Origin of the sequence: Pseudomonas sp. B21-059 (genome assembly GCF_026016285.1) — a bacterium.
Lineage (GTDB): Bacteria > Pseudomonadota > Gammaproteobacteria > Pseudomonadales > Pseudomonadaceae > Aquipseudomonas > Aquipseudomonas danubii.
This window is the reverse complement of the sequence record NZ_CP087201.1, coordinates 2,775,129-2,797,941: the sequence shown is the minus strand read 5'-3', so window position 1 is coordinate 2,797,941 and position 22,813 is coordinate 2,775,129. Positions and strand designations below refer to the sequence as shown.

Sequence of the window (22,813 nt, the reverse complement as noted above, 5' to 3'; positions counted from 1 at the left end):
CGCTACCAAAGGGCAATGTCGTAAGTGATGTAGAGGCGGTTGCTGTCGCGTCCCCGGGAGTAGTCGGAGCGATACACATAATTGCGCAGCTTCACCCCCAACCCCTTGAGCGAGCCTTGCTGGAGTACATACGCCAGTTCGGCGTCTCGCTCCCACTCATCGACCCGGGTCCCGGACTTGCCGTCGTTGCCGCTCAGGTAGCGCGAGCTGAAGGTCAGGCCGGGGACACCCAGGCTGGCGAAGTTGTAGCCATAGCTGAGCATCCAGGTCTTCTCGCCCTCTTCGATGAACTTGCCGATACCGGCGTTACTGAAGGAGTAGACCGTGGCGCCGCTGATATACGGCAAACCCGCATCGCCACTGAGGTGCTGATAACCACCGCCAAGGGAATGCCCGGCGATGGCGTAGGTCAATTGGCCGCTGAGCATGCGGTTGGCGATCTTGCCGTCAAAGGCCGCGCCTGAATCGGCACTGCGGAAGTAGCGCAGATCGCTGGTCAAGGTCCCCTGCCCCAGCGCCAGGTCATGTTGCAGGCCGACAAAGTCCTGCCGATAGAAGTTCTCAAGCTCGCCATGGAAATAGCTCAGGCGCAGGTTCTTGCTCCACTTGTACTCGGCTCCGCCATAACGGAAGTCCCCGGACTGGCCGCCGCTGTAACCGTCGGGCACCAGCCCCACGCTGTCGGTGGAGTCCCGCAGCTTGAAGCGCTGCAGATAACCGCCGGTCAAGCTCAGGCCGTCGATATCCGTGCTGGTGAGCTGGGTGCCCTGATAGGTCTGCGGCAACAGACGGGCATCGTTGTAGACCAGCACCGGGGTCTTGGGCAGCAAAGTGCCGTACTTGAGGATGGTCTTGGCCAGCCGCACCTTGGCCGTGGCGCCGGCACTGGCAAATTCGCCCGCGGCGCGACCGTCGTCGTGCACCGGCAGCAGCCCGGTGCCACTGCGCCCCTTGCCGGAATCGAGCCGGACACCCAGCAGCCCCAGGGCATCGACCCCGAACCCCAGGGTGCCGGGGGTGAACCCGGACTGATAGTCAAGCAGGAAGCCTTGAGCCCATTCCGTGCGCTCGCTCTTGGCAGTGCGCGCAGCCTTGGCGCTGAGGCCGTGTTCGTCGCGGAAGTTTTCGTTGAAATAAACGTTGCGCAATTGCAGCTTGAGGCTGCTGTCATCGTTGAAATCAGCGGCCTGAAGCCCGGCCACGGGTGGCAGGCTCAAGCAGCAAAATACCGTTGCGCGAATCAGCAAATGGCTCATGTCGTACTTCTCGTTGTTGTTATTCAAGGCGCAGTTCGCCAAGCGCCCCGCCAGCAGGCGCGCCAGGCCACAAAAGAGGGTTTCGAAGCAATCAGACGAACAGGGTCAGGGCACCGGTCAGCAAGGCCAGGGCGGTAATGACCAGGGAGGTCAGCACGGCCCACTTCACCGTGGCTTTCTGGAAGTCGCCAATGTCACGGTCCACCATGCCCACCAGCAGCAGGGTCGAGGCCACCAGCGGACTCATCAGGTGCACCGGCTGGCCGAGAATCGAGGCGCGGGCGATTTCCAGGGGAGAAATGCCATAAGCCGCCGCCGCGTTGGCCAGGATCGGCACCACGCCGAAGTAGTAGGCGTCGTTGGACAGGACGAAGGTCAACGGCATGCTGGTGAGCGCCACCACCAGCGGGAACAGGTGACCCCAGGAGGGCGGAATCCAGTCCACCAGGGTCTGTGCCAGGGCATCGACCATCTTGGTGCCGGAGAAGATCCCGGCGAAGATCCCCGCGGCGAAGACCAGCAGCACCACGGTCATGGCGTTGCCTGAATGGGCAAGAATGCGCTCCTTCTGAATATCCAACTGCGGGTAGTTGATCATCAGCGCCAGGACAAAACCGATCAGGAACAGCACCGCCGAATGCATCAGGCCCAACACCAGCGCGGTCATCACCGCCACCACCAGCAGCAGGTTGACGTAGGCCAGCCTGGGCCGCTTGTGCGGCGTGTCTTCCAGAATCGCCTGGATGTAGCAGTCACCGCCACCGCTTTGCAGCTGGGTATTGCCGATACGCTTGCGCTCGGCCCGACCCAGCAGGTAGGCGGTAAACACCACCCAGGCGGCGCCGCCGATCATGGTCGGCAACAGCGGCACGAAGTACTCGCCGGCATCCAGACCAAGAGCGGCGATGGCTCGGGTTGCCGGCCCGCCCCACGGGGTCATGCCGCTCATGATGCTCAGGGACAACATGGCGATGGTGGCGAGGATCATCGGGTTCATGCCGATGCGCTTGTACAACGGCAGCATGGCCGCGCAGGTAATCATGTAGGTGGTGGTGCCGTCGCCGTCCAGGGCGACCACCAGCGACAGCAACGCGGTGCCGATGGCGATCTTGATCGGGTCGCCATTGACCCGCTTGAGAATCTTGCGGATCAGCGGATCGAACAGCCCCGAATCGATCATCAAGCCGAAGAACAGAATGGCGAACAACAACAGCGCCGCCGACGGCGCGACCATTTTCAGGCCGTCGAGCATCATCTTGCCGGTGCTGCCGGCAAACCCGCCGAGCAGCGCAAAAACGATAGGCACCAGCGTCAAGGCGACGATGGGCGACAGGCGCTTGGTCATGATCAGGACGGTAAAGACCACCACCATGGCGAGGCCGAGTAAAGCGAGCATAAGTCGATTCTCTTGTTTTTATGATGAGCATGACCGGCGCGCGGGCGCACGGCCACCCGAGCACCGGACGCCCCGTTCAAAGGCGCCCGGCGCAGGTGTTGAGTCGGTACTTGGGGTAAAGCGGTAGTGCCTGGCGGGTCTAGCCGAGCTTGCTCGCCAGAGCGGCCGCGGGGCTGTCATCGGCGGCAGCGGCCTGAGCCACAAGCGGCTGGCCATCGAGCGTGCGCAACAGCACCTGGCGGTCGCAGGCCTGCTCCGAGAGGGCGATCACCACCGTCGCCACGGCGTTGCTCGCCAGGCTGGTCAAGGCCCGGGCCTCGGACATGAAGCGATCGATGCCGATCAACAACGCCAGGCCGGCCAGGGGAATGTCATGAATCACCGTCAGGGTCGAGGCCAGCGCCACGAAACCGCTGCCGGTCACCCCGGCGGCGCCCTTGGACGACAGCAGCATGATCGCCAGCATGGTGACGATCTGGCCGGCGCTCAGCTCGATGTTGCACGCCTGGGCAATGAAGATCGCCGCCAGGGACAGGTAGATCGCCGTACCGTCGAGATTGAACGAATAGCCGGTGGGCAGCACCAGCCCCACCACGCTTTTCTTGCAGCCCAGGGCCTGGAGTTTTTCCAGCATGCGCGGCATCACCGGCTCCGTGGACGAGGTGCCGAGCACCACCAGGAACTCTTCACGCAGGTAGCGCAACAGCTTCCACAGGCTGAAGCCGTTTGCCCGACAAATGCCGCCCAGGACCACGCAGACAAAGAAACCGCAGGCGACGTAGAGGGTCATGATCAGCTTGGCCAAGGCGCCCAGGGAGGTGATGCCGTACTGGCCCACGGTAAAGGCCAGGGCGCCGAAGGCACCGACCGGCGCGAAACGCATCAGGTAGGAAAAAATCTTGAACACCATCTGCGAGGCCGACTCCAGCACCTCCAGCACCGGCTTGCCGCGCTCGCCCAGGGACGACAGGGCAAACCCGCACAGCACCGCGATAAACAGCACCGGCAGCACCTCGCCCTTGTTGAAGGCGCCAATGAAGGTCTCGGGGATGATGTGCATGAAGAACTCCACCACCCCCAGCTTGGCTGCCGAATCGGTGTACTGGGACAGGCCCTGGGTGTTCAACCGGGTGGGGTCGATGTTCATCCCCGCGCCGGGCTGGAACAGGTAGACCGCCGCCAGGCCGATGCACAGGCTGATCAGCGTCAGGCCCAGGAACAGCAGCATGGTCTTGCTCAGCAGGCGGCCCAGGGAACGCTTGTCGCTCATGCCGGCGATACCGGTGACGATGGTGCAGAACACCACCGGGGCGATCATCATCTTGATCAGCTTGATGAAGGCATCTCCCAGGGGCTTCAAGGCAATGGCTTGCTGGGCCCAGAAGTGCCCCACCAGAACCCCGAGGAACACCGCACAGAGGATCTGGAAGTAGAGCGATTTAACAACTTTCATGGCATCACCCATTTTTAGAATTGTTCTGATGCAACCGGGATCGACAGCGCGTCAACTACCCGGCAAGGCGTTGTGAAACAGGCGCGTAGACATACCCGGAAAATAACCGGCGGGCGGTGCGGACCACCGAGGCGCGGATGGTCTCGGGGCGGGTGCCGCTGTAGGACAATACGACATCTATTGCCCCGCTGGGGTGTTCGATACGGACCTTTTGCAGGCGCGGCTCGCTGATCCCGCCCAGCATCTCGGCCACCACACTGCCGGCGGTGACACAGGCGGTAGCCAGGCCGATGGAGCCGGTAATGGCCAGGGCTCGATGGCAGTTGTGGGGCATGAAATAGCGCACCGCCAGGGTGCCCCCGGACTGGGCCCGGGACACCAGGACCGGCTTGGGAATCACTTTGTCGCTGACATCCCCCAGGCCCATGGCCAGCCCGGCCTTCACCCGCAGGCTTTCCAGACGCTGGAGAAAGTCCGCGTCGGCGTCCAGCTCGGCCGGGCTTTCATCGCCGCGCTTGCCCAGGCAGGCCGCCTGCACCAGCACCATGGGCATGGCCATGTCGATGCAGGTCACGGCAATGCCGTCGATCAAATCCTGGGGCTGGCCCGTGGGGAACAACTGGCCGGTCTTGCTCCCGGCGGCATCGAGAAAGGTCAGGGCCACCGGCGCCGCGCTGCCCGGCACGCCGTCAATGGTGGTGTCGCCTTCGTAGCTGACCTTGCCATCGGGAGTCTGGACCTGGGCATTGACCAGGGTGCCGGTGTTGAGGTTGCGAATCCGCACCTGGGTCTGTGCCCCCGTGGCCTTGACCAGCCCCTGTTCGATGGCGAAGGGCCCCACGGCGCAGAGCATGTTGCCGCAGTTGGGTGCGGTATCGACCCGCCGCTGGGACACCATGACCTGGACGAACAGGTAGTCGACATCCGCGTCCGGGTGCAGCGACGGACTAACGATCGCCACCTTGCTGGTCTGCGGGCTGCCACCGCCGATGCCATCGATTTCCAGCTCGTGGCCGGAACCCATCAGGTTGAGCAACAGCTCATCACGCTCGGACACGGCCACCGGCAGATCCCAGGCCAGAAAAAACGGCCCTTTGGAGGTGCCGCCGCGCATCAACACACAAGGAATTCGTTGCATGAACACTGACTCTTGTTGATCAATCGAGGTAATTGATGTTCTGGGCACAAGAGTGTCAGGGATTAAAAAGTGTTTCCAATGCAAAGATCAGAGACATTATTGCGTTTCATGCATGAATTAAATATCGTGTCCGGCAGCGTTCCACCCGACTCCCGCTTTGAGAAACCCGCATGGAATATGAGCTTCAGGACATCAGATCTTTCGTGAAAATCGCCGAACTGGGGAGTTTTCACGAAGCGGCCGACGCCTTGCACCTGTCCCAGCCGGCCCTGAGCCGACGCATGAAAAAGCTCGAAGAGGGACTGGGCACCGCCCTCCTCGACCGCACCACGCGCAAGGTCAGCCTGACCAGCGTCGGTCGCGATTTTCTACCCAAGGCCCGACGCCTGCTGGACGACTTCGACGACTCGATCCTCAACATCCGTGAGCTGGCAGAACGGCAGATCGGTCAGGTGACCCTGGCCTGCATCCCCACGGCGGCCTTCTACTTCCTGCCGTCGGTGATCCGCCTGTACAACCAGCGCTACCCGAAAATCCGCATCCGTCTGCTCGATCTCAGTGCCAACGAAGGCCTTGAAGCGGTGCTGCGCGGCGAAGCGGACTTCGGCATCAACATGATGAGCGGCCAGCACCCGGACATCGAGTTCGTGCCACTGGTCAACGAGCCCTTTGTCCTGGCCTGCCGGCGCGACCACGAACTGGCCAAGCGCAGCTCGGTGACCTGGTCGGAACTGAGCGACTATCGCTTGATCGGCGTCGGTCGCCTGAGCGGCAACCGCATGCTGCTGGACCATGCCCTGTCCGGCTTGAGCTGGCGGCCCCAGTGGTTCTACGAGGTGCAGCACCTGTCCACGTCGCTGGGCATGGTGGAGGCCGGGCTCGGGGTGTCGGCGATGCCAAGCCTGGCCATGCCGGCCGCCGATCACCCGACCCTGGTCAGCGTTCCGCTGACCGACCCCGTGGTCAATCGCACCCTGGGCCTGGTGTATCGACGCGGCGCATCGCTGTCGCCGGCGGCGGAAAAGTTCGTGGCGATCCTGCTGGAGCAGTGGCCGCACTGACCGGTGCGTCCCTCCAGCTCCCCCCTCTCCAGCCTCCCTCCTACTCCGACGTGCCTTGCAGGGCGCACCGCCAGTCTCAGAACATCCACGCCGTTTTTATCCGGGCGCAGACTGGCAACAGCCATCCGCTGATTGTCACCGGCAAGCCTTTATCATCCACTGCGCCCCGTTCTCCCTGGAGTCCCCCCGATGCCCCATGAAGGCAACCTGCTACAAGCCGCCGTCGTGTTCCTCTGCGCCGCCGTGCTGATCGTGCCCCTGGCCAAGCGCCTGCAACTGGGGGCCGTGCTCGGCTACCTGCTGGCCGGGGTGCTGATCGGCCCCTCGGTGCTGGGGCTGGTGGGCAATCCGCAAAGCGTCAGTCACATCTCCGAGCTGGGGGTGGTGCTGCTGTTGTTCATCATCGGCCTGGAGCTGTCGCCCAAGCGCTTGTGGGTGATGCGCAAGGCGGTGTTCGGCGCTGGCCTGGCCCAGGTGTTGTTGACCGGCACAGTGATCGGCGTGGTGGCGCTGTTTATGTTCGGCCAATCGCTGAACAGCGCCATCGTGCTGGGCCTGGGCCTGGCCCTGTCATCCACCGCCCTGGGCCTGCAAAGCCTGGCCGAACGCAAGGAGCTGAACAGCCCCCACGGGCGCATGGCCTTCGCCATCCTGCTGTTCCAGGACATCGCCGCCATTCCGCTGATCGCCATGGTCCCGGTGCTGGCCGGCAACGATCACCACACCAGCAGCGCCGAGGATCTGCGTCACGGCCTGCAAGTGCTGGGCAGCATCGCCGTGGTGGTGGTGGGCGGGCGTTACCTGCTGCGCCCGGTGTTTCGCATCGTGGCTCGCACCCGCTTGCCGGAAGTGTCCACCGCCACCGCCCTGCTGGTGGTGATCGGCACCGCCTGGCTGATGGATCTGGTGGGCGTGTCCATGGCCTTGGGCGCCTTCCTCGCCGGCCTGCTGCTGGCGGACTCGGAATACCGCCATGAGCTGGAAGCGCAGATCGAACCCTTCAAGGGCCTGCTGCTGGGGCTGTTCTTCATCAGCGTCGGCATGGGCGCCAATATCAGCCTGCTGCTCAGCGCGCCCATCGCGGTGCTGGGCCTGACCCTGCTGCTGATCGGCCTCAAGCTGCCGCTGCTGTTTGTGGTCGGGCGGCTGGCCGGCGAGCTCAATCGCGAGAGTGCGGTGCGCCTGGGCGTGGTGCTGGCGGCCGGCGGTGAATTCGCCTTCGTGGTGTTCAAGATCGGTCGCGACCAGGGCCTGTTCGAGGCCCGCCTGCATGACCTGCTGGTGCTCACCATTACCCTGTCCATGGCCCTGACCCCGTTGCTGTTGCTGGCCTGCTCGCGCTGGCTCAAACCCAAGGCCAAGCCCCTGGAAATGCCCGCCGAATACCGCCAGATCGATGCCGACAGCCCGCGGGTGGTGATCGCCGGCATGGGCCGCATGGGGCAGATCGTGGCGCGTATCCTGCGGGCGCAGAAAATCCCCTTCGTCGCCCTGGACACCTCGGTGGACACCATCGAACTGATCCGCAGTTTTGGCGGCATGCCGGTGTTCTACGGCGACCCCATGCGCCCGGAAATCCTCAGCGCGGCCAAGGTCGGTACAGCGGAGTACTTCGTCATCGCCACCGATGACCCGGAAACCAACATCAAGACCGCCGAGCAGGTGCGCAAGCTCTACCCGCACCTGAAGATCATCGCCCGGGCGCGCAACCGCCAGCACGTGCACCGGCTGATGGACCTGGAGGCCCAGGCCGTGCGGGAAACCTACTACTCCAGCCTGGAAATGAGCCGCCGCACCCTGGTGGGCCTGGGGCTCAGCCAGGCCCAGGCCGACTCGCGAATCCAGCGCTTCACCCAGCACGACGAACAACTGCTGGCGGCCCAGCACGCGGTCTACGACGACGCTGCCAAAGTGCTGCAGAGCGCCCAGGAAGCCCGAGCCGAACTGGCCCGACTGTTCGCCGCCGACGAGCAGGACGAGCAGATCGAGAGCCCGCTGCCGCCGATGCGCTGACGGCGCTTCAGACAACACCGCGTGGGAGCCGGCTTGCTGGCGAACAGGCCACTGAACCTGGCCTAGCCCCCAAGGACTGCGTGGCTGCCAACCAGCGACTGGGGACGGCAGGTTGTGGTGGTGGCCAGCGACTACCGACAGATTCTGTCAGGAGCGGTTGTGTAAAGTGGACGCCGCCTCGCCACTGAACGGATACACCCCATGAGCTCAAGCCAGCAGAACGCTCCCGCCCTCAAGGAGATCTTCAACCAGGAACGCCTGGAACACATCGCCGAGCAGATGCACGCGGTGTATCCAGACTTCCAGCGCCAGGCCTTCTTGCAGCTGGCCAGCCAGGATCTGCCCCAATTGTCGCTGATGCAGCGCCTGGCCCGGGTCAGCGACAGCCTGCATCAGGTGCTGGACCTGGACTACGCCACCAGCCTCGAGCTGTTGCGCCAACTGGCGCCGCGCCTGAACAGCCGCTTTGTGTGCATCTTCCTGCCCCATTACGTGGCCAGCTACGGCCTGCATGACTTCGAACTGTCCATGGCGGCGCTGAAGTACTTCACCGGATTTGGTTCATCCGAGTTCGCCGTGCGCCACTTTCTGCGCCAGGACTGCCAGCGCACGCTGGCTGTGCTGCAGGAGTGGGCCACCGACAGCGATGAACACGTGCGTCGCCTGGCCAGCGAGGGCAGCCGTCCGCGCCTGCCCTGGTCGTTTCGCCTGGAACAGCTGCAAGCCGACCCGCAGTTGGCGGCGCCGATCCTCGAACGCCTGCGCAACGACCCCAGCCTGTACGTGCGCAAATCCGTGGCCAATCACCTCAACGACATCACCAAGGAGCACCCGCAATGGGTCCTGGAACGCCTTGAAGGCTGGCCCCTGGAGCAACCCCACAGTGCCTGGATCGCCCGTCATGCCTTGCGCAGCCTGATCAAGCAGGGCGACCGCCGGGCCCTGGCGATCATCGGGGCCGGGGCCCGGGCTGAAGTCGAGGTCAGCCGCTTCCAGGTGGCTCCCGGGCAATTGCGCCTGGGGGACAGCCTCAACCTGTCCCTGACCCTGGTCTCCACCAGCCCCCGCCACCAGCGCCTGGTGGTGGATTACGCCATCGACTACGTCAAGGCTTCAGGCGCCACGGCGAGCAAGGTGTTCAAGCTCAAGACCTTCACCCTGCAAGGCCTGGCCCGGGTGGACCTGGGCCGCAGCCAGCAGATCCGCGAACTGACCACCCGCCGTCACTATCCCGGACGCCATGGCGTGCAGTTGCTGGTCAACGGCGAACCCCTGGCCACCAGCCATTTCGACTTGCTCATCCCCTGACATTCAAGGAAGACCGCGTGGCAATCATCAGCAAATGGGCGAAATCCATCGCCCGGGTCCTGGAAAGCAGTTTCAGCGTCAGCAGCACCATCGCCAGCCACTCCGGGGTCCTTGGCGACGCCCGGGAGAGTTTCATCCGTGACGTCCTCAAGCGTTTTCTACCGAGCAACATCAGCATCGGTGCCGGGCAGATCATCGACGCCCAAGGCGGCATCTCCAAGCAGATCGACCTGATCATCTACCGCAACGATTTCCCCACGCTGCGCACCTTCGGCTCGGCCGACGTGTACCTGATCGAAGGGGTGATCGCCACCGTGGAGGTCAAGTCCCAGCTCAACGAAAAGAGCCTGTTCGAGGCCCTGGAGAACGGCAAGTCGGTGCGCAACCTCAAGCCCTCGGTGCTGCGCCATTCCCTCGACGAGTACAGCGCGCGCATCTATGACCGCGACTATCAGAACCTCACGGTCTCGCAGATGAATTCGGTCATGGGCCTGGTGCTGCCGCCAGCGTATGTGTACGGCTATCGAGGCTATCCCGGCGCCAGCCTGGAGCAACTGCGCAACAGCCTGAACAGCTGGCACAACCTCCCCGACCGTGCCGGTGAACTGGACGTGACCCTGATGCCCGAGGTCATCGCCACCCAGGGCTGTGTGACCCTGAAGAACCTCAACAACCACCTGGCCCTGCCCCGGCCCGGCGCTGCCGACCTCGAAGCCTGTCGCCAGAGCTACAACACGGCCATGTCCAGCAGCATGAGCAAGCAGGAATTCTTCGCCTGCTTTCGCGAAAGCAACGCTGAGAGCTTCGACTACGGCATCGCCATCAAGGCCTACGAAACGCCGCTGCAGTACCTGATTTCCAGCTTGCTGGAGGCAGTGACCTCACGCATCGGCTACCAGCAACTGGGGGGGACGGCGATCCAGTACAACCTGTTGAAATACCACCTGAGTGAAGAGATGGAGGGCGGCTGGTCCGGCGCCGCGATCAACCTGACCCGGGTGCGTGATCCCAAGCTGGATCTGGCGGGCAAGTTCGGCCTGTGGAAGGCAAGGACCTGAAGCCATCGACAGCCCCCACAGACCGTCCCCCCGCAGGAGCCGGCTTGCGGCGAAAGCGATCCTGAGGACGCCGTGGAGAATCGGCGGACCGCGGCGCGGCGGTTCGCTGGCCAGCCGGCGCCTGCCGGCCACGCCGTATTTCAGCGCCGGGCACCCGGCAGCATGCGCTTGAGGGTGTTGTCGCCTACCCAGTAGTGGTGGAACAGCCCGGCCACGGCATGCAGGCCGATCAGCCAGTAGCCGGCGCTACCCAGTTGCTCGTGCCAGTGCTTGAAGAATCGCGCCTGATCAGGGTCCACCGTCACTGGCGCGGCCGGCAGGAAGAACTCGAAGTAAGGCACGGGCTTGCCCGCCGCCGAGAGCATCAGCCAGGCCAGCAGCGGCGTGGCAATCATCAGTGCATAAAGGACCAGGTGCATCAGGTGCGACAGCCCGGTCTGCCAGGCAGAGGGCGCCGGCAAGATCGGCGGTCGCGGTTGCAGGCGGGCCACCAGGCGAATCCACACCAGGGCGAAGATGCTGATCCCGAACAGGCTGTGCAGCCCGAGAAACAGCCCCCGGGCCGTACTGCCCTTGGGCATCAGCCCCTTGAGTTCGATGCAGGCATAGACGCCGACGAACAGCGCCAGCATCAGCCAGTGCATCAGGATCGACAGTCGCGCGTAACGCGATGGTACGGATTGAGCAGTCATACACAGTCCTCACGGTGGTTCGGGACGCCCGAGTCATTCAGGTCGTCGCAGGGCCCGCGCAACGCCTTTTGTCGCTCGGGTGGGCCACCTTGTGTTGCCAGCCTTAAGGCAACCTGAAGAGCGCAAAAAATGTCTTTTGGCCATCTTCAGACTTCGTTAAGAAAGCCTGCCGATACTCCTCCCCAACATGCCTCGGGAGGCTCTGCATCCATGCCTGGTTTTGACTGGAACATCCATCTGCCCCTCAACTTCGGCCGGGACTGCGCTACGGCCCTGACCCTGGCCCGCAGCCTGCCTGGCGAGGTTCAGCGCCCCGTCTTCGAAACCTACGTCAGCCAGCGATTCCAGCAGGTCCACGGCGCCACCATCCGTCAGTTCATGCCGGAGCTGTTCGGTTTGAGTGATCCCCAGGGCGCGCTGTGCGCCGTCGCCGGGGTGCGCCTGGCCAGCAGCGGTCCGCTGTTTCTGGAACGTTATCTGGATGCACCGATCGAGGAGTTGATCGACTTCGCCGCCCAGCGCCCGACGGCGCGTCAGGGCGTGGTGGAAGTGGGCAACCTGGCGGCCAGCGACACCGGCAGCGCACGCCTGTCCATCATCGCCATCACCTGGCTGCTGGCCATGGGTGGCCTGGAGTGGGTGGCGTTCACCGGCAACATCGGCCTGGTCAACAGCTTTCATCGCCTGGGCCTGCGCCCCTTGACCCTGTGCGCGGCCGACCCCGAGCGCCTGGGTGAAGAGCGGCATCACTGGGGCAGCTACTACCAAAGCCAGCCATCGGTACACGTGGGCAGCATCCGCGCAGGCTTCATCCACTTGCGCAACATGGGGATGTTCAACCGCCTGGGCCTGCCGGAGTCATTCGAGGAGAACACCCATGTCGCCTGAAGTGCAGCGCTTCAAGGAAGCACTACGCAAGCACGCCGAAGAAAAGACCGCCCACATTGCACTCTGGGGCGATCGCCTGCGCCTGGACTACGCCACCCTGTATGCCGAGGTGATCGACCGCCAGCAACGGCTGCGCGAGGCACAGGTAAACGTGCTGGCCCTGGCCCTGGACAACGGCCCGGAACTGCTGCTCTGGGACCTGGCGGCCCTATTCGAGGGCCTGACCTGCCTGACCCTGCCGCCCTTCTTCAGCGCTGCCCAGCGCCAGCACTGCCTGGAACAGAGCCGCGCCGAGCTGCTGTTGGTCGAAGACGGCCAGGAGGCGCCACTGCAAGCCGCCGGCTATGAGCGCCAGGGCGAATTCTGGCGCCGACGCTTCGATGGACCCTCAATCCTGCCGCCAGGCACCGCGAAACTGACCTTCACCTCCGGCACCACCGGCACCCCCAAAGGCGTGTGCCTGGGCGCCGACAGCCTGCTGCAGGTGGCCCGGGAACTGGAACAGACCAGTCACTCCAGCAACCCGCGCCATCACCTGGCGCTGCTGCCCCTGGGGATTCTCCTGGAAAACCTGGGCTGCTACGCCGCGCTCTATGCCGGTGCCACCCTCAGCCTGCCGAGTCAGAAAACCCTGGGCATCCAGGGCGCCAGCGGGGTCGACGCGCCCACCTTGCTCGGCTGCCTGGCCCAGCGTCAGCCCGAAAGCCTGATCCTGGTGCCGCAGTTGTTGCTGTTGTTGGTGGGGGCCGCCGAACAGCGCCTGTTCAATCCCGCCAGCCTGCGCTTTGCCGCCGTGGGCGGGGCCAAGGTCTCGCTGGAGCTGCTGCAACGCGCCCAGCGCCTGGGCCTGCCGGTGTACGAGGGCTATGGGCTGTCGGAGTGCGCCTCGGTGGTGTGCCTCAACCGTCCCGGCGCACACCGCCCGGGCAGCGTCGGCCAGCCCTTGCCCCATGTCCGAGTGCACCTGGCAGCCGACGGCGAGGTGCTGATCGAGGGCTCGCTGCTGCTGGGCTACCTGGGTGAACCCGAGCGGGTCGAGCGCTGGTGGCACAGCGGCGATATCGGTGAGTTCGACAGCGATGGCTACCTCTATCTCAAGGGCCGCAAGAAGCACCAGTTCGTCACCAGCTACGGGCGCAACGTCAACCCTGAATGGGTCGAAGCCGAACTGACCCAGCGCAGCCATATTGCCCAAGCCTTCGTCTACGGCGAGGCCCTGCCTCGCAACCATGCCCTGCTCTGGCCCCATCGGCCGGACTGCAGCGACAGCCAACTGGACGCCGCCGTGGCCCAGGCCAACGAGGCCTTGCCGGACTACGCCCAGGTCCACCACTGGACCCGCCTGCAGCAACCCTTCACCCCAGCCAGCGGCCTGCTCACCGCCAACGGCCGGCCTCGCCGCGAGGCCATCGTTGAACGCTACCGCGACCTGCTCTGCCCTACTGTTCATTCCGAGGAATCATCGTCATGAGTTTTTTCGACCAACTGCAAGCCGCCACCTCCCGGGAACGGGAACAGCTGTTCAGCCTGCCGATCATTCGTGAAGCCCTGGCCGGCCAGGTCAGCCTTGAGGGCTACCGGGCGTTCCTGACCCAGGCCTACTACCACGTGCGCCACACCGTGCCGCTGATGATGGCGTGCGGCGCACGCCTGCCGGAACGTCTGGAATGGCTGCGCGGCGCGGTGTGCGAGTACATCGAGGAGGAGTACGGCCATGAACAGTGGGTGCTCAACGACATCGTCGCCTGCGGCGGCGACCGTCTGGCGGTTCGCGATGGCCGCCCGTCCCTGGCCATCGAGTTGATGGTGAGCTTTCTCTATGACCTGATCGCCCGGGACAATCCGGTGGGACTGTTCGGCATGGTCAACGTGCTCGAAGGCACCAGCATCGCCCTGGCCACCCTGGCCGCCGGCAGCATCCAGGACAGTCTGCAACTGCCCCAGAGCGCCTTCAGTTACCTGGCCTCCCACGGTTCCCTGGACATCGAGCATATGCAGACTTACAAGCGCCTGATGGACCGTCTCGACGACCCTGCCGACCAGGCCGCAGTGATCCATGCCTCGAAGGTGGTCTACCACCTGTACAGCGAGATGTTCCGCGGTCTGCCACGTGTCGGGGAGCGCGCCCATGCGCCTGCCTGAAACCCGTGCCGTGCTCACCGGGGCCAGTGGCGGCATCGGCCTGGCCATCGCCGAGGCCCTGTGCGCCAGTGGCGCCCAGGTGCTGGCCGTGGCCCGGCACAAGGAACCCCTGGAGCCGCTGCTGGCGCGTTACCCGAATCAACTGTGCTGGGTCTCGGCGGACCTGACCTTTCTCAGCGACCGGCGCAAGGTGCTGCTGGCCGCCGAGGCCATCGGTAGCGTCAACCTGCTGATCAACGCCGCCGGAATCAATCACTTCGCCATGCTCGAACAGCTCGAAGACGCCGAGATCAACGCCATGCTGGCGGTCAACATCGGCGCACCGATGTGCCTGACTCGCCTGCTGCTACCGCTGTTGCAACAGGCTTCCAGCGCCATGGTGGTGAACGTCGGCTCCACCTACGGTTCCATCGGCTACCCCGGTTATGCCGCCTACTGCGCCAGCAAGTTCGCCTTGCGCGGCTTCTCCGAGGCACTGCGCCGGGAACTGGCGGACACCCGGGTCAACGTGCTCTATGTGGCGCCGCGAGCCACCCGCACCAGCATGAACAGCCCCGCCGCCCAGGCCTTGAACGATGCCTTGAAAAGCAACGTCGACGATCCGCAGACCGTGGCCAGCGCGGTGGTCCACGCCATCGCCGGCGACCACCGCGAGTTGTACCTGGGCTGGCCGGAACGCTTTTTTGTCCGCCTCAACAGTCTGCTGCCCAACCTGGTGGACCGCGGCCTGCGTAAACACCTGCCGCTGATCCGGCGGCTGAGTATCCGATCCGAACGGGAGCACGAAAAACCATGAAGAACCTGATCAGCGCACTGTTGCTGGGCTGTTTGAGCCTGCCCGCCTGGGCCCTGGATACGGCGGACCAGCAACGTCTCGGCGTCATCCAGCAAGGCTGGGCGCACATTCAGTACCAGGTGCCGGCCGAGCAACGGGCCGCCGCCTTTGAACAGCTGGCCACGCAAACCCGGGCCTTTACCCAGGAGCGCCCGGCGGTCGCCGAAGCCTGGATCTGGTCGGGCATCGTCACCAGCAGTTGGGCCGGAGCCCAGGGCGGGCTGGGGGCCTTGAGCAAGGTCAAGGCAGCCAAGGCCGACCTGGAACGGGCGCTGAATCTGGACCCCAAGGCCCTGCAGGGTTCTGCCTACACCAGCCTGGGTGCGCTGTATGATCGCGTTCCTGGCTGGCCCATCGGGTTCGGCGACGCCGACAAGGCCGAGGAGCTGCTCAAGCAAGCCTTGCAGCAAAACCCCGACGGCCTGGATAGTCTGTACTTCTGGGGTGACCACCTGTATCGCCAGGGCCGCTACGGTGAAGCCCGGGTCGCTTTGCTCAAGGCATTGCAAGCTGCTCCGCGCCCCGGGCGGGAAGTGGCCGACAAGGGCCGGCACGAAGAGATCCAGGCGCTGCTGGCCGAGGTGGGCAAGAAAATCAAATGATCCGGACAGGACAGGAGTCGTTGTGCGCTTACTACTGATCGAGGACGACCAGCCCCTGGGCGAAGGTATCCACCAAGCCTTGACTCGCGAAGGCTACACCGTGGACTGGCTCAAGGACGGCAGCAGCGCGTTGCATGCGCTGCTCAGCGAAACCTTCGACCTGGCCTTGCTCGACCTCGGCCTGCCGCGCCTGGATGGACTGCAAGTGCTCAAGCGCCTGCGCGACAGCGGTTCGACCCTGCCGGTGCTGATTCTCACCGCCCGGGACGCCACCGAGGACCGTATCGCCGGCCTGGACGCCGGCGCCGACGACTACCTGATCAAGCCCTTCGACCTGGACGAACTCAAGGCCCGGCTGCGGGCCCTGCTGCGGCGCAGTGCCGGGCGCGCCCGGGTGCTGATCGAGCACGCCGGCATCAGCCTCGACCCTGGCACCCAGCAGGTGCACTACCACGGCGAGCCGGTGGCCCTGACACCCAAGGAGTACCAGCTGCTCTACGAACTGCTCTCGCCGCCGGGCCGGGTGATGACCCGCGACCGCCTGGTGCAGTTGCTCTACGGCTGGAATGAAGAGGCCGAGAGCAACACCCTGGAAGTGCACATCCACCACCTGCGCAAGAAGTTTTCCGCCGACCTGATCCGCACCATTCGCGGGGTCGGTTATCTGGTGGAGGAGCGTCGATGAATTCGATCCGCCGACGCACCCTGACCCTGATCATCGGTCTGCTGTTCGCCGGCCTGCTGATTCTGACGACCTTCAACCTGCACGACAGCAACCATGAGATCGACGAGGTCTACGACGCCCAACTGGCGCAACATGCCCGGTTGCTGCTGGGCATCATGCGCATGCCCAACAGCAGCGCCGAGCAGGCCCAGCTGTATCACGCCTTCAACCTGGCACTGAGCCAGGCCATGCCCCAGGTCGACGGTCACCCCTACGAAAGCAAGATCGCCTTCCAGGTGTGGGACCGCAAAGGCAGCCTGCTGGTGCGCACCACCAGCGCCCCCGCCCTGGCGGTGCAGCCGCTGGCGCCAGGGTTCGGCAATGAACAGGACGGCAACGACCATCAGTGGCGCACCTTCATCCTGGATGATCAGGATTCCGGACTGCGGGTCTGGGTCGGCGAGCGAGTCGATGTGCGCAGTGACCTGGTCAACCGCATCATGCGCCACACCCTGTGGCCCAATGTGGTCGGCAGCCTGCTGCTGGTGCTGATGATCTGGCTGGCCATCGGCTGGGGCCTGCGCCCCCTGGCCAATATGGCCGCCCTGCTCCGGGCCCGGCCCAGCGGTTCCCTGGAACCCTTGCACCTGGAACCGCTGCCCAGGGAACTGGAACCCATGCAGGCTGCCCTCAACCGCATGCTGACGCAGATTCAGGAACTGCTGGGCCGCGAGCGGCGCTTCATTGCCGACGCCGCCCATGAGCTGCGCACGCCCCTGGCGGTGTTGCGCGTGCACGCGCAGAACCTGTTGCAAGCCGGCACCGAACAGGAACGCCGGGCCTCCCTGGAATCGCTGATCCTGGGCGTCGACCGCGCCGGGCGCCTGGTCAACCAGTTGCTGACCATGGCCCGCCTGGAACCCAAGGCGCAGATGCCCAGCGAGCAGACCGTGGACCTGGCCCACACCGTGCGCGAGAGCCTGGTGCAACTGACCCCATGGCTGCTGAACAAGGGCCTGGAGCTGTCCTTCGAGGTGGACGAGCGTCCCTATCCGGTTCGCGCTGAAGCGGCCTCCATCGATATTGCCCTGAATAACCTGATCAGCAACGCGGTGAACTTTTCACCGGCCAATGGCGTGATCAGCGTGCGCCTGACCCAGGTCGACGAACACTTCGAACTGAGCGTGGAAGACCAGGGCCCGGGCATCGATGAAGGGGAACGCGAGCGGCTGTTCGAGCGCTTCTACAGTCGCGGCAACGCCCACGGCGCCGGACTTGGGCTGACCATCGTCAGCGTCATCGCCCGCCACCTGGGTGGCCGGATCAGCCTCGACAACCTGCCCCAGGGCGGTCTGCGCGCGACCTTGTCGATTCCCTGCCAGCAACCGCTGCGGCTGGGCAGCGCCTGGACGGCGCGCCGCGAGCCATAGCCCATGGGCGGGCGCCGGGACTGAACGCTCAGTCCGGCGTGGCCTTCCCGGATAGCGCGATCAAGTGCTCGCTGCAGCCGAAGCCGCCCACCGCATCGTCGTACCAGGACACTTCCACCACCGCAATGCAGCCGTCATAGGACTGCCCCACCAGCGTGCCGTCGGCCTTGAACACCCGCAGGTAGCCGCCAACGCTGTAGCGCGAGCTGTCGCCATCACCGGGCATGGTCATGGTGGGAATCCAGGTGCGCCAGCTGAACAAGCGGTATTTCTGGTAGTAGAAGGCCTGGTCAGGACTGTAGTCGCGGCCCTGATACGGCGTGCCGTAGTAGAACGAACCGTAGGCGTGGTACGCCAGGAACAGCGCCAGTGCGGAGCCCAGAATGAGTTTGATTTTTTGCATCGGGAGGGTCGTTCCTTTTACCCGTGGGGTCTTCAAGAGGGGGCAGGCCCAGCAGGCGCAGGCAGGCCTGGACAATCGCCTTGAGCAGGGCCGGGCATGGTCCTCAACGGCGGCGCTCAAAGCGCCGGCATTCTAGAGCAATAGCGGCGCAAAAGAGAGCTGGGAATCCTGCGGTGCAAGGGCTGTCTGGGGCATGGGATCGACGGCAGGCCGGCTCGTTGACAAGCGCCGTGGCAACGCCGACCATCTGCCGCCGTCAGCACTGGCGGATGCCTGGATCGAGGAGTGGCAAGGGTGAAAAGGATGAGCGTATTGCTGTTATCACTGGCCGCTGCCTGCAGCGCGGCCCAGGCCACCAGTGAGGTCGACGCTGCCCGCCAGTCCCTGAAGAACTATGGCCTGGCCAACTGCCTGGCCGAGCGCTTCCCGGAACCCTCGGCCATGCGTCGGGACGTCGGCCACGCCGTCGGCATGTACGGCGTGCTGGGGATAGGCCTGTACAACGTGCTGCAGAACGAAGACACCCTGGAAACCCTGCACAACCCCTACACCGCCACCACCGACTACGTGGCACAAGCCTATGAGCAGGCCTCGGGAAGCAGCAAATACAGCCGCGACAAGGTGGTGCTGCATGCTTGCCTTGAGGTCTACAACTCCCGGGCCTTCGATGAGTTCATCCAGACCCAGGACCGCTACGTCCGGCCTGGCGGCTAAGACGCCGCCTTCTCTGCCCGATGTCGCAAAGGCGTTGTTCGAGGTCGAATCCAGCCTGCCGACCCAGCTCGCGCTGTCCATACTCAAGGGCCTTGTCCCCTGGTAATGGAATACCCCTGTGAACCTGCCACCGGTCCTGCCTGACACCGCCCCTGCCCTGGTCAACCCGCTGCGCCTGGATCAGGACGATCTACGGCATTTCAAGGAGCGTGGTTTCATCAAACTGCGCAGTCTGTTGACGCCCGCGGCCATCCTGCAACTGCGCGAGCTGGCCAACAGCCAACTGCGCCCTGCCCCCTCGGGCACCTCGGCCCATGGCGACGGTTTCAGCCGCCTGACCCATCGGGTGACTCAGGTTGGCATCCTCGACCGCCTCTACCGGCAACCGGCCTTCGCCCAGGTGCTGACCCGCCTCACCGGCTGCCGCTTGATCATGAGCGAGGCCCAGAGCTTCGAGCTGGGGGTGGGACGCTCGGGCTTTGCCTGGCATTACGACTCGCTGAACTTTCGTTACATCCGCCCCCAGGACCCGGCCTTCAGTCTGTGGATGCCGTTACAGCCGATCCGCCCCCAACTGCAAGGTGGCGGCATGGCCTGGGTGCCCCTGTCGCTGTTCTCGGCCCAGGAGAACTTCCAGTTCTCGCGCCTGCTGGCAGGCAAACTGGCACGGGGCGAGTCGGTGGCCGAATTTTCCGCGCACCTGCGCCAGACCTACTGCACGCCCGGGGTGCTTACCGACGCCTTCGAGGAGCAACGCATCGAAGAGGCCTTCGATCCCGGCGACGCCCTGCTGTTCAGCAAATACCTGTGGCACCGCTCCAGCCCCTTGCTGCCCGGCGACCTGGAACGGCGCCAGGCCGTGACCCTGCGCTTGCTGGACTGGCGGGCATGCCTTGATCCACTGCTGCAGGAAGGTGAAACCCGCAGCGCCGGTGGCCTGGGCATGGGCCTGGACGGCGGCCCGCTGAACCCGGTGTCCTACGGCTCGCGCTTCGTCGACATCAAGCCCGGTGCACCGATCCGCAGTTCGGCCCATTGCGGGCCGATTCTCTGAACCAGGCTAGATCTCAGGCCCCAGCAACACCTGCTGCTGCGCCGCGCACAGCTGCACCAGATAATCCCAGACCACCCGCAACCGCACCGATTTGTGCAGCTCGCGGCGGGTGCTGATCCAGTAGGCGCGCTGGATGCTCTCGGCCGGTAGCAGCGGCACCAGTTGCGGGTCGGCGGCGGCCATGTAGCACGGCAGCACGGCGATCCCCAGACCGGAGCGGGCCGCTTCCTGCTGGGCGATGACACTGGTGCTGTGGAACACCACCTGGGGGTTGCGGCAGAAGCTGTTGAGGAACATCAGTTCCTGGCTGAACAAGAGGTCGTCGACATAACCGATCCAGGCGTGGCGCCCCAGGTCCTCGCGGCTGCGCAGGGGCGGCGCGCGGTCCAGGTAGGCCTGGCTGGCGTACAGGGCCAGGCGGTAGTCGGTGAGTTTGCGGGTCACCAGCATGTCGGCATTGGGGCGCTCCAGGTGAATGCTGATCTCCGCCTCGCGATTGAGAATGCTGACAAAGCGCGGCACCGCCACCAGCTCCACTTCCAACCCCGGATAACGTTCGAACAGGCCATACATGCGGCTGGCCAGGAACTTCACCCCCAGGCCTTCGGTGACGCCGACGCGGATCTTGCCCAGGGGCGCACTGGACTGAGTGATTTCCTCCTGCACCAGCAAAGCGACGTTTTCCATGGCCTCGGCGTGCTTGAGCAGCGCCTCGCCGGCCGGGGTCAGCTCGTAGCCCTGGGCATGCTGGACGAACAGCGCGGTGCCCAGGGCCTGCTCCACCGCCTCGATATGCCGGGCCACCGTGGCGTGGGTGGTGTTCAGTCGCCGAGCCGCGGTGAGCAGACGCCCGCTGCGTTGCAGCTCGAGGAAGTAGCGCAGATCGTTCCAGTCGAACATGGAAAATCCTGGTGGATGTCGAAGAGGGACGCTGTTAGAAAACGCACAGCAGGTGGGTAAAAACTAACATTCTTTTAACGAAAGCTAACAACTAGGATGAGGGCAAAACAAGAACGAAGAAAAGAGGTCACGGATGCTCCCTGCCTTTGACGCCTACGACTACATCGTGGTCGGCGCCGGTCCCGCCGGCTGTCTGCTGGCCAATCGCTTGTCGGCCAATCCCCAGCACCGGGTGCTGCTGCTGGAAGCCGGCGGCCGCGACAACTACCCCTGGATTCACATTCCCGTGGGCTACCTGTTCTGCATCGGCAACCCGCGCACTGACTGGTGCTTCAAGACCGAAGCCGAACCGGGCCTGCAAGGTCGCAGCCTGAGCTACCCGCGGGGCAAGGTGCTGGGCGGCTGCTCCTCGATCAACGGCATGATCTACATGCGCGGCCAGGCCGCCGACTACGACGGCTGGGCCGCTGAAGGCAACCCGGGCTGGAGCTGGAACGAGGTCCTGCCGCTGTTCAAGAAAAGCGAAAACCACTTTGCCGGGGGCAGCGAGTTGCACGGCGCCGCCGGTGAATGGCGGGTCGAGCGCCAGCGCCTGTCATGGCCGATCCTCGACGCCTTCCGCACGGCTGCGCAGCAGAGCGGCATCCGCAACATCGACGACTTCAATGGCGGCGACAACGAAGGCTGCGGCTACTTCCAGGTCAACCAGAAGGCCGGGGTGCGCTGGAACGCCGCCAAGGCTTTTCTCAAGCCCATCGCCAACCGCCCCAACCTGGTGGTGCTGACCGATGTCGAGGTGCAGCGGCTGATACTCGAGGACGGCCGCGCCACCGCAGTATGGGCCATCAGCCAGGGCCGCCAGCAGACGTTCAAGGCCCGCCGGGAGATCATTCTGTGCGCCGGTTCCGTCGGCTCGCCAAGTATTCTGCAGCGCTCCGGGATTGGTCCGAGCGCGCTGCTGCAGCGGCTGGGGATCGGGGTCAGCCATGCCCTGCCCGGGGTCGGCGGCAACCTCCAGGATCACCTGCAGTTGCGCCTGATCTACAAGCTGGAAAACGCTCGCACCCTGAACCAGATCGCCGGCAGCCTGTGGGGCAAGATGGGCATGGGCCTGCGCTACCTGTATGACCGCAGCGGCCCGCTGTCCATGGCCCCGAGCCAATTGGGCGCCTTTGCCCGCTCGGGACCGGAGCAGACCAGCGCCAACCTCGAATACCACGTGCAGCCGCTGTCCCTGGAGCGCTTCGGTGAGCCCCTGCACAGCTTCCCGGCCTTCACCGCCTCGGTCTGCGACCTGCGTCCGCAAAGCCGCGGCCGGATAGAGATACGCTCCGTGGAACCCGGGGATGCACCGCTGATCCAGCCCAATTACCTGAGCCATCCGGAGGATCTGCGCGTCGCCGCCGATGCCATCCGCCTGACCCGGCGCATCGTCGGTGCCCCGGCCCTGCAGCCGTTCAAACCCAGCGAATACCTGCCCGGGCCGCAGCTGCAGAGTGAGGAACAACTGCATGAAGCGGCGGCGCGCATCGGCACCACCATCTTTCATCCGGTGGGCACCTGTCGCATGGGCAGCGACGCCCACGCCGTCGTCGACGCGCAACTGCGGGTGCACGGCATTCCCGGACTGCGGATTGCCGATGCCTCGATCATGCCGCGCATCACCTCCGGCAACACCTGCTCGCCGACCCTGATGATCGCCGAGAAGGCTGCCGAACTGATTCTCGCCAGCGTCCCCAGGAGTACCGTCCAGCACAAGGAGAACACCACCCCGGCATGAGTGCAGGAGCCGGCTTGCCGGCGAAG

At 64.8% G+C, this 22,813-nt stretch carries 21 protein-coding genes; 14 read left to right on the top strand and 7 right to left on the bottom strand.

The features are described from left to right. Window positions 1–2 precede the first annotated feature (2 nt). The 4 genes from LOY69_RS12855 to LOY69_RS12840 form a co-directional block, all read right to left on the bottom strand. Window positions 3–1,256, bottom strand: coding sequence for an OprD family porin (locus LOY69_RS12855; RefSeq protein ID WP_265074888.1), 1,254 nt, complete (start codon window positions 1,254–1,256; stop codon window positions 3–5). 91 nt (window positions 1,257–1,347) lie between these two features. Further along, entirely contained in the window at window positions 1,348–2,652 is a 1,305-nt protein-coding gene (locus LOY69_RS12850) for a CitMHS family transporter (protein WP_110595774.1), read from the bottom strand. A 139-nt stretch (window positions 2,653–2,791) separates the two neighbouring features. Then, complete coding sequence (gene dctA / locus LOY69_RS12845; RefSeq protein WP_265074675.1) at window positions 2,792–4,117, bottom strand: C4-dicarboxylate transporter DctA; 1,326 nt, start codon at window positions 4,115–4,117, stop codon at window positions 2,792–2,794. Between the two features lie 43 nt (window positions 4,118–4,160). Further along, window positions 4,161–5,243, bottom strand: a complete 1,083-nt coding sequence (locus LOY69_RS12840; RefSeq protein ID WP_213666168.1) for a 4-oxalomesaconate tautomerase — start codon at window positions 5,241–5,243, stop codon at window positions 4,161–4,163. 170 nt (window positions 5,244–5,413) lie between these two features. Between LOY69_RS12840 and LOY69_RS12835 the strand changes: the two genes are divergently transcribed. The 4 genes from LOY69_RS12835 to LOY69_RS12820 all read left to right on the top strand — a co-directional run bounded on the left by LOY69_RS12835 (window position 5,414) and on the right by LOY69_RS12820 (window position 10,683). After that, window positions 5,414–6,304 carry a LysR family transcriptional regulator gene (locus tag LOY69_RS12835; protein ID WP_102879820.1) on the top strand — a complete coding sequence of 297 codons (891 nt, stop codon included), beginning with the start codon at window positions 5,414–5,416 and terminating at the stop codon, window positions 6,302–6,304. 189 nt (window positions 6,305–6,493) lie between these two features. Continuing rightward, window positions 6,494–8,317 (top strand): monovalent cation:proton antiporter-2 (CPA2) family protein, encoded by a 1,824-nt coding sequence (locus LOY69_RS12830; RefSeq protein WP_110595777.1) that lies wholly within the window; start codon window positions 6,494–6,496, stop codon window positions 8,315–8,317. A gap of 201 nt (window positions 8,318–8,518) precedes the next feature. Next, a complete protein-coding gene (locus tag LOY69_RS12825; RefSeq protein WP_265074674.1) occupies window positions 8,519–9,625 on the top strand; it encodes a DNA alkylation repair protein in 1,107 nt (368 codons plus the stop codon). A gap of 17 nt (window positions 9,626–9,642) precedes the next feature. After that, window positions 9,643–10,683, top strand: a complete 1,041-nt coding sequence (locus LOY69_RS12820; protein ID WP_265074673.1) for a DUF6602 domain-containing protein — start codon at window positions 9,643–9,645, stop codon at window positions 10,681–10,683. 140 nt (window positions 10,684–10,823) lie between these two features. On the opposite strand, the gene LOY69_RS12815 is transcribed toward LOY69_RS12820, so the two are convergent. After that, a complete protein-coding gene (locus tag LOY69_RS12815) occupies window positions 10,824–11,375 on the bottom strand; it encodes a cytochrome b (protein ID WP_102879824.1) in 552 nt (183 codons plus the stop codon). Window positions 11,376–11,585: 210 nt separating this feature from the next. Here LOY69_RS12815 and LOY69_RS12810 point away from each other — a divergent pair, with 210 nt between their 5' ends. Genes LOY69_RS12810 through LOY69_RS12780 form a run of 7 tightly spaced genes read left to right on the top strand, consistent with a single transcriptional unit; the run spans window position 11,586 to window position 17,936 of the window. After that, window positions 11,586–12,263, top strand: a complete 678-nt coding sequence (locus LOY69_RS12810) for a thermostable hemolysin (RefSeq protein WP_102879825.1) — start codon at window positions 11,586–11,588, stop codon at window positions 12,261–12,263. Further along, window positions 12,253–13,734 carry an AMP-binding protein gene (locus tag LOY69_RS12805; RefSeq protein ID WP_265074672.1) on the top strand — a complete coding sequence of 494 codons (1,482 nt, stop codon included), beginning with the start codon at window positions 12,253–12,255 and terminating at the stop codon, window positions 13,732–13,734. The genes LOY69_RS12810 and LOY69_RS12805 overlap by 11 nt, the downstream gene beginning before the upstream one ends. Further along, window positions 13,731–14,405 (top strand): TenA family transcriptional regulator, encoded by a 675-nt coding sequence (locus LOY69_RS12800; RefSeq protein WP_110595782.1) that lies wholly within the window; start codon window positions 13,731–13,733, stop codon window positions 14,403–14,405. The genes LOY69_RS12805 and LOY69_RS12800 overlap by 4 nt, the downstream gene beginning before the upstream one ends. Further along, a complete protein-coding gene (locus LOY69_RS12795) occupies window positions 14,392–15,201 on the top strand; it encodes an SDR family oxidoreductase (RefSeq protein ID WP_110595783.1) in 810 nt (269 codons plus the stop codon). The genes LOY69_RS12800 and LOY69_RS12795 overlap by 14 nt, the downstream gene beginning before the upstream one ends. Next, window positions 15,198–15,842, top strand: coding sequence for a tetratricopeptide repeat protein (locus LOY69_RS12790; protein WP_102879829.1), 645 nt, complete (start codon window positions 15,198–15,200; stop codon window positions 15,840–15,842). Before LOY69_RS12795 ends, LOY69_RS12790 begins: the two co-directional genes overlap by 4 nt. A 22-nt stretch (window positions 15,843–15,864) precedes the next feature. Next, window positions 15,865–16,527, top strand: coding sequence for a response regulator (locus LOY69_RS12785; protein ID WP_102864368.1), 663 nt, complete (start codon window positions 15,865–15,867; stop codon window positions 16,525–16,527). Beyond that, the gene (locus tag LOY69_RS12780; RefSeq protein WP_265074671.1) at window positions 16,524–17,936 is read left to right on the top strand and encodes an ATP-binding protein; all 1,413 of its coding nucleotides are present in this window, start codon (window positions 16,524–16,526) and stop codon (window positions 17,934–17,936) included. Before LOY69_RS12785 ends, LOY69_RS12780 begins: the two co-directional genes overlap by 4 nt. Window positions 17,937–17,964: 28 nt before the next feature. Here LOY69_RS12780 and LOY69_RS12775 read toward each other — a convergent pair whose 3' ends face one another. After that, on the bottom strand, window positions 17,965–18,339 hold the full coding sequence (locus LOY69_RS12775) for a hypothetical protein (RefSeq protein WP_265074670.1): 375 nt from the start codon (window positions 18,337–18,339) through the stop codon (window positions 17,965–17,967). Between the two features lie 303 nt (window positions 18,340–18,642). On the opposite strand from LOY69_RS12775, the gene LOY69_RS12770 reads away from it, so the two are divergent. Beyond that, window positions 18,643–19,053, top strand: a complete 411-nt coding sequence (locus tag LOY69_RS12770; RefSeq protein ID WP_265074669.1) for a hypothetical protein — start codon at window positions 18,643–18,645, stop codon at window positions 19,051–19,053. Window positions 19,054–19,171: 118 nt separating this feature from the next. Then, window positions 19,172–20,107 (top strand): phytanoyl-CoA dioxygenase family protein, encoded by a 936-nt coding sequence (locus LOY69_RS12765; RefSeq protein ID WP_265074668.1) that lies wholly within the window; start codon window positions 19,172–19,174, stop codon window positions 20,105–20,107. 6 nt (window positions 20,108–20,113) lie between these two features. On the opposite strand, the gene LOY69_RS12760 is transcribed toward LOY69_RS12765, so the two are convergent. Next, window positions 20,114–21,007 (bottom strand): LysR family transcriptional regulator, encoded by an 894-nt coding sequence (locus LOY69_RS12760; RefSeq protein ID WP_102879834.1) that lies wholly within the window; start codon window positions 21,005–21,007, stop codon window positions 20,114–20,116. A gap of 133 nt (window positions 21,008–21,140) precedes the next feature. Between LOY69_RS12760 and LOY69_RS12755 the strand changes: the two genes are divergently transcribed. After that, the gene (locus tag LOY69_RS12755; protein WP_265074667.1) at window positions 21,141–22,787 is read left to right on the top strand and encodes a GMC family oxidoreductase; all 1,647 of its coding nucleotides are present in this window, start codon (window positions 21,141–21,143) and stop codon (window positions 22,785–22,787) included. Window positions 22,788–22,813 lie beyond the last annotated feature (26 nt).

Coding starts and splice junctions, on each gene's coding strand:
- LOY69_RS12810 (WP_102879825.1), top strand. CDS start 11,586: ATGCCTGGTTTTGACTGGAACATCCATCTGCCCCTCAACTTCGGCCGG.
- dctA (WP_265074675.1), bottom strand. CDS start 4,117: ATGGGTGATGCCATGAAAGTTGTTAAATCGCTCTACTTCCAGATCCTC.
- LOY69_RS12770 (WP_265074669.1), top strand. CDS start 18,643: ATGAGCGTATTGCTGTTATCACTGGCCGCTGCCTGCAGCGCGGCCCAG.
- LOY69_RS12780 (WP_265074671.1), top strand. CDS start 16,524: ATGAATTCGATCCGCCGACGCACCCTGACCCTGATCATCGGTCTGCTG.
- LOY69_RS12760 (WP_102879834.1), bottom strand. CDS start 21,007: ATGTTCGACTGGAACGATCTGCGCTACTTCCTCGAGCTGCAACGCAGC.
- LOY69_RS12825 (WP_265074674.1), top strand. CDS start 8,519: ATGAGCTCAAGCCAGCAGAACGCTCCCGCCCTCAAGGAGATCTTCAAC.
- LOY69_RS12850 (WP_110595774.1), bottom strand. CDS start 2,652: ATGCTCGCTTTACTCGGCCTCGCCATGGTGGTGGTCTTTACCGTCCTG.
- LOY69_RS12755 (WP_265074667.1), top strand. CDS start 21,141: ATGCTCCCTGCCTTTGACGCCTACGACTACATCGTGGTCGGCGCCGGT.
- LOY69_RS12790 (WP_102879829.1), top strand. CDS start 15,198: ATGAAGAACCTGATCAGCGCACTGTTGCTGGGCTGTTTGAGCCTGCCC.
- LOY69_RS12795 (WP_110595783.1), top strand. CDS start 14,392: ATGCGCCTGCCTGAAACCCGTGCCGTGCTCACCGGGGCCAGTGGCGGC.
- LOY69_RS12800 (WP_110595782.1), top strand. CDS start 13,731: ATGAGTTTTTTCGACCAACTGCAAGCCGCCACCTCCCGGGAACGGGAA.
- LOY69_RS12840 (WP_213666168.1), bottom strand. CDS start 5,243: ATGCAACGAATTCCTTGTGTGTTGATGCGCGGCGGCACCTCCAAAGGG.
- LOY69_RS12855 (WP_265074888.1), bottom strand. CDS start 1,256: ATGAGCCATTTGCTGATTCGCGCAACGGTATTTTGCTGCTTGAGCCTG.
- LOY69_RS12815 (WP_102879824.1), bottom strand. CDS start 11,375: ATGACTGCTCAATCCGTACCATCGCGTTACGCGCGACTGTCGATCCTG.
- LOY69_RS12775 (WP_265074670.1), bottom strand. CDS start 18,339: ATGCAAAAAATCAAACTCATTCTGGGCTCCGCACTGGCGCTGTTCCTG.
- LOY69_RS12805 (WP_265074672.1), top strand. CDS start 12,253: ATGTCGCCTGAAGTGCAGCGCTTCAAGGAAGCACTACGCAAGCACGCC.
- LOY69_RS12830 (WP_110595777.1), top strand. CDS start 6,494: ATGCCCCATGAAGGCAACCTGCTACAAGCCGCCGTCGTGTTCCTCTGC.
- LOY69_RS12835 (WP_102879820.1), top strand. CDS start 5,414: ATGGAATATGAGCTTCAGGACATCAGATCTTTCGTGAAAATCGCCGAA.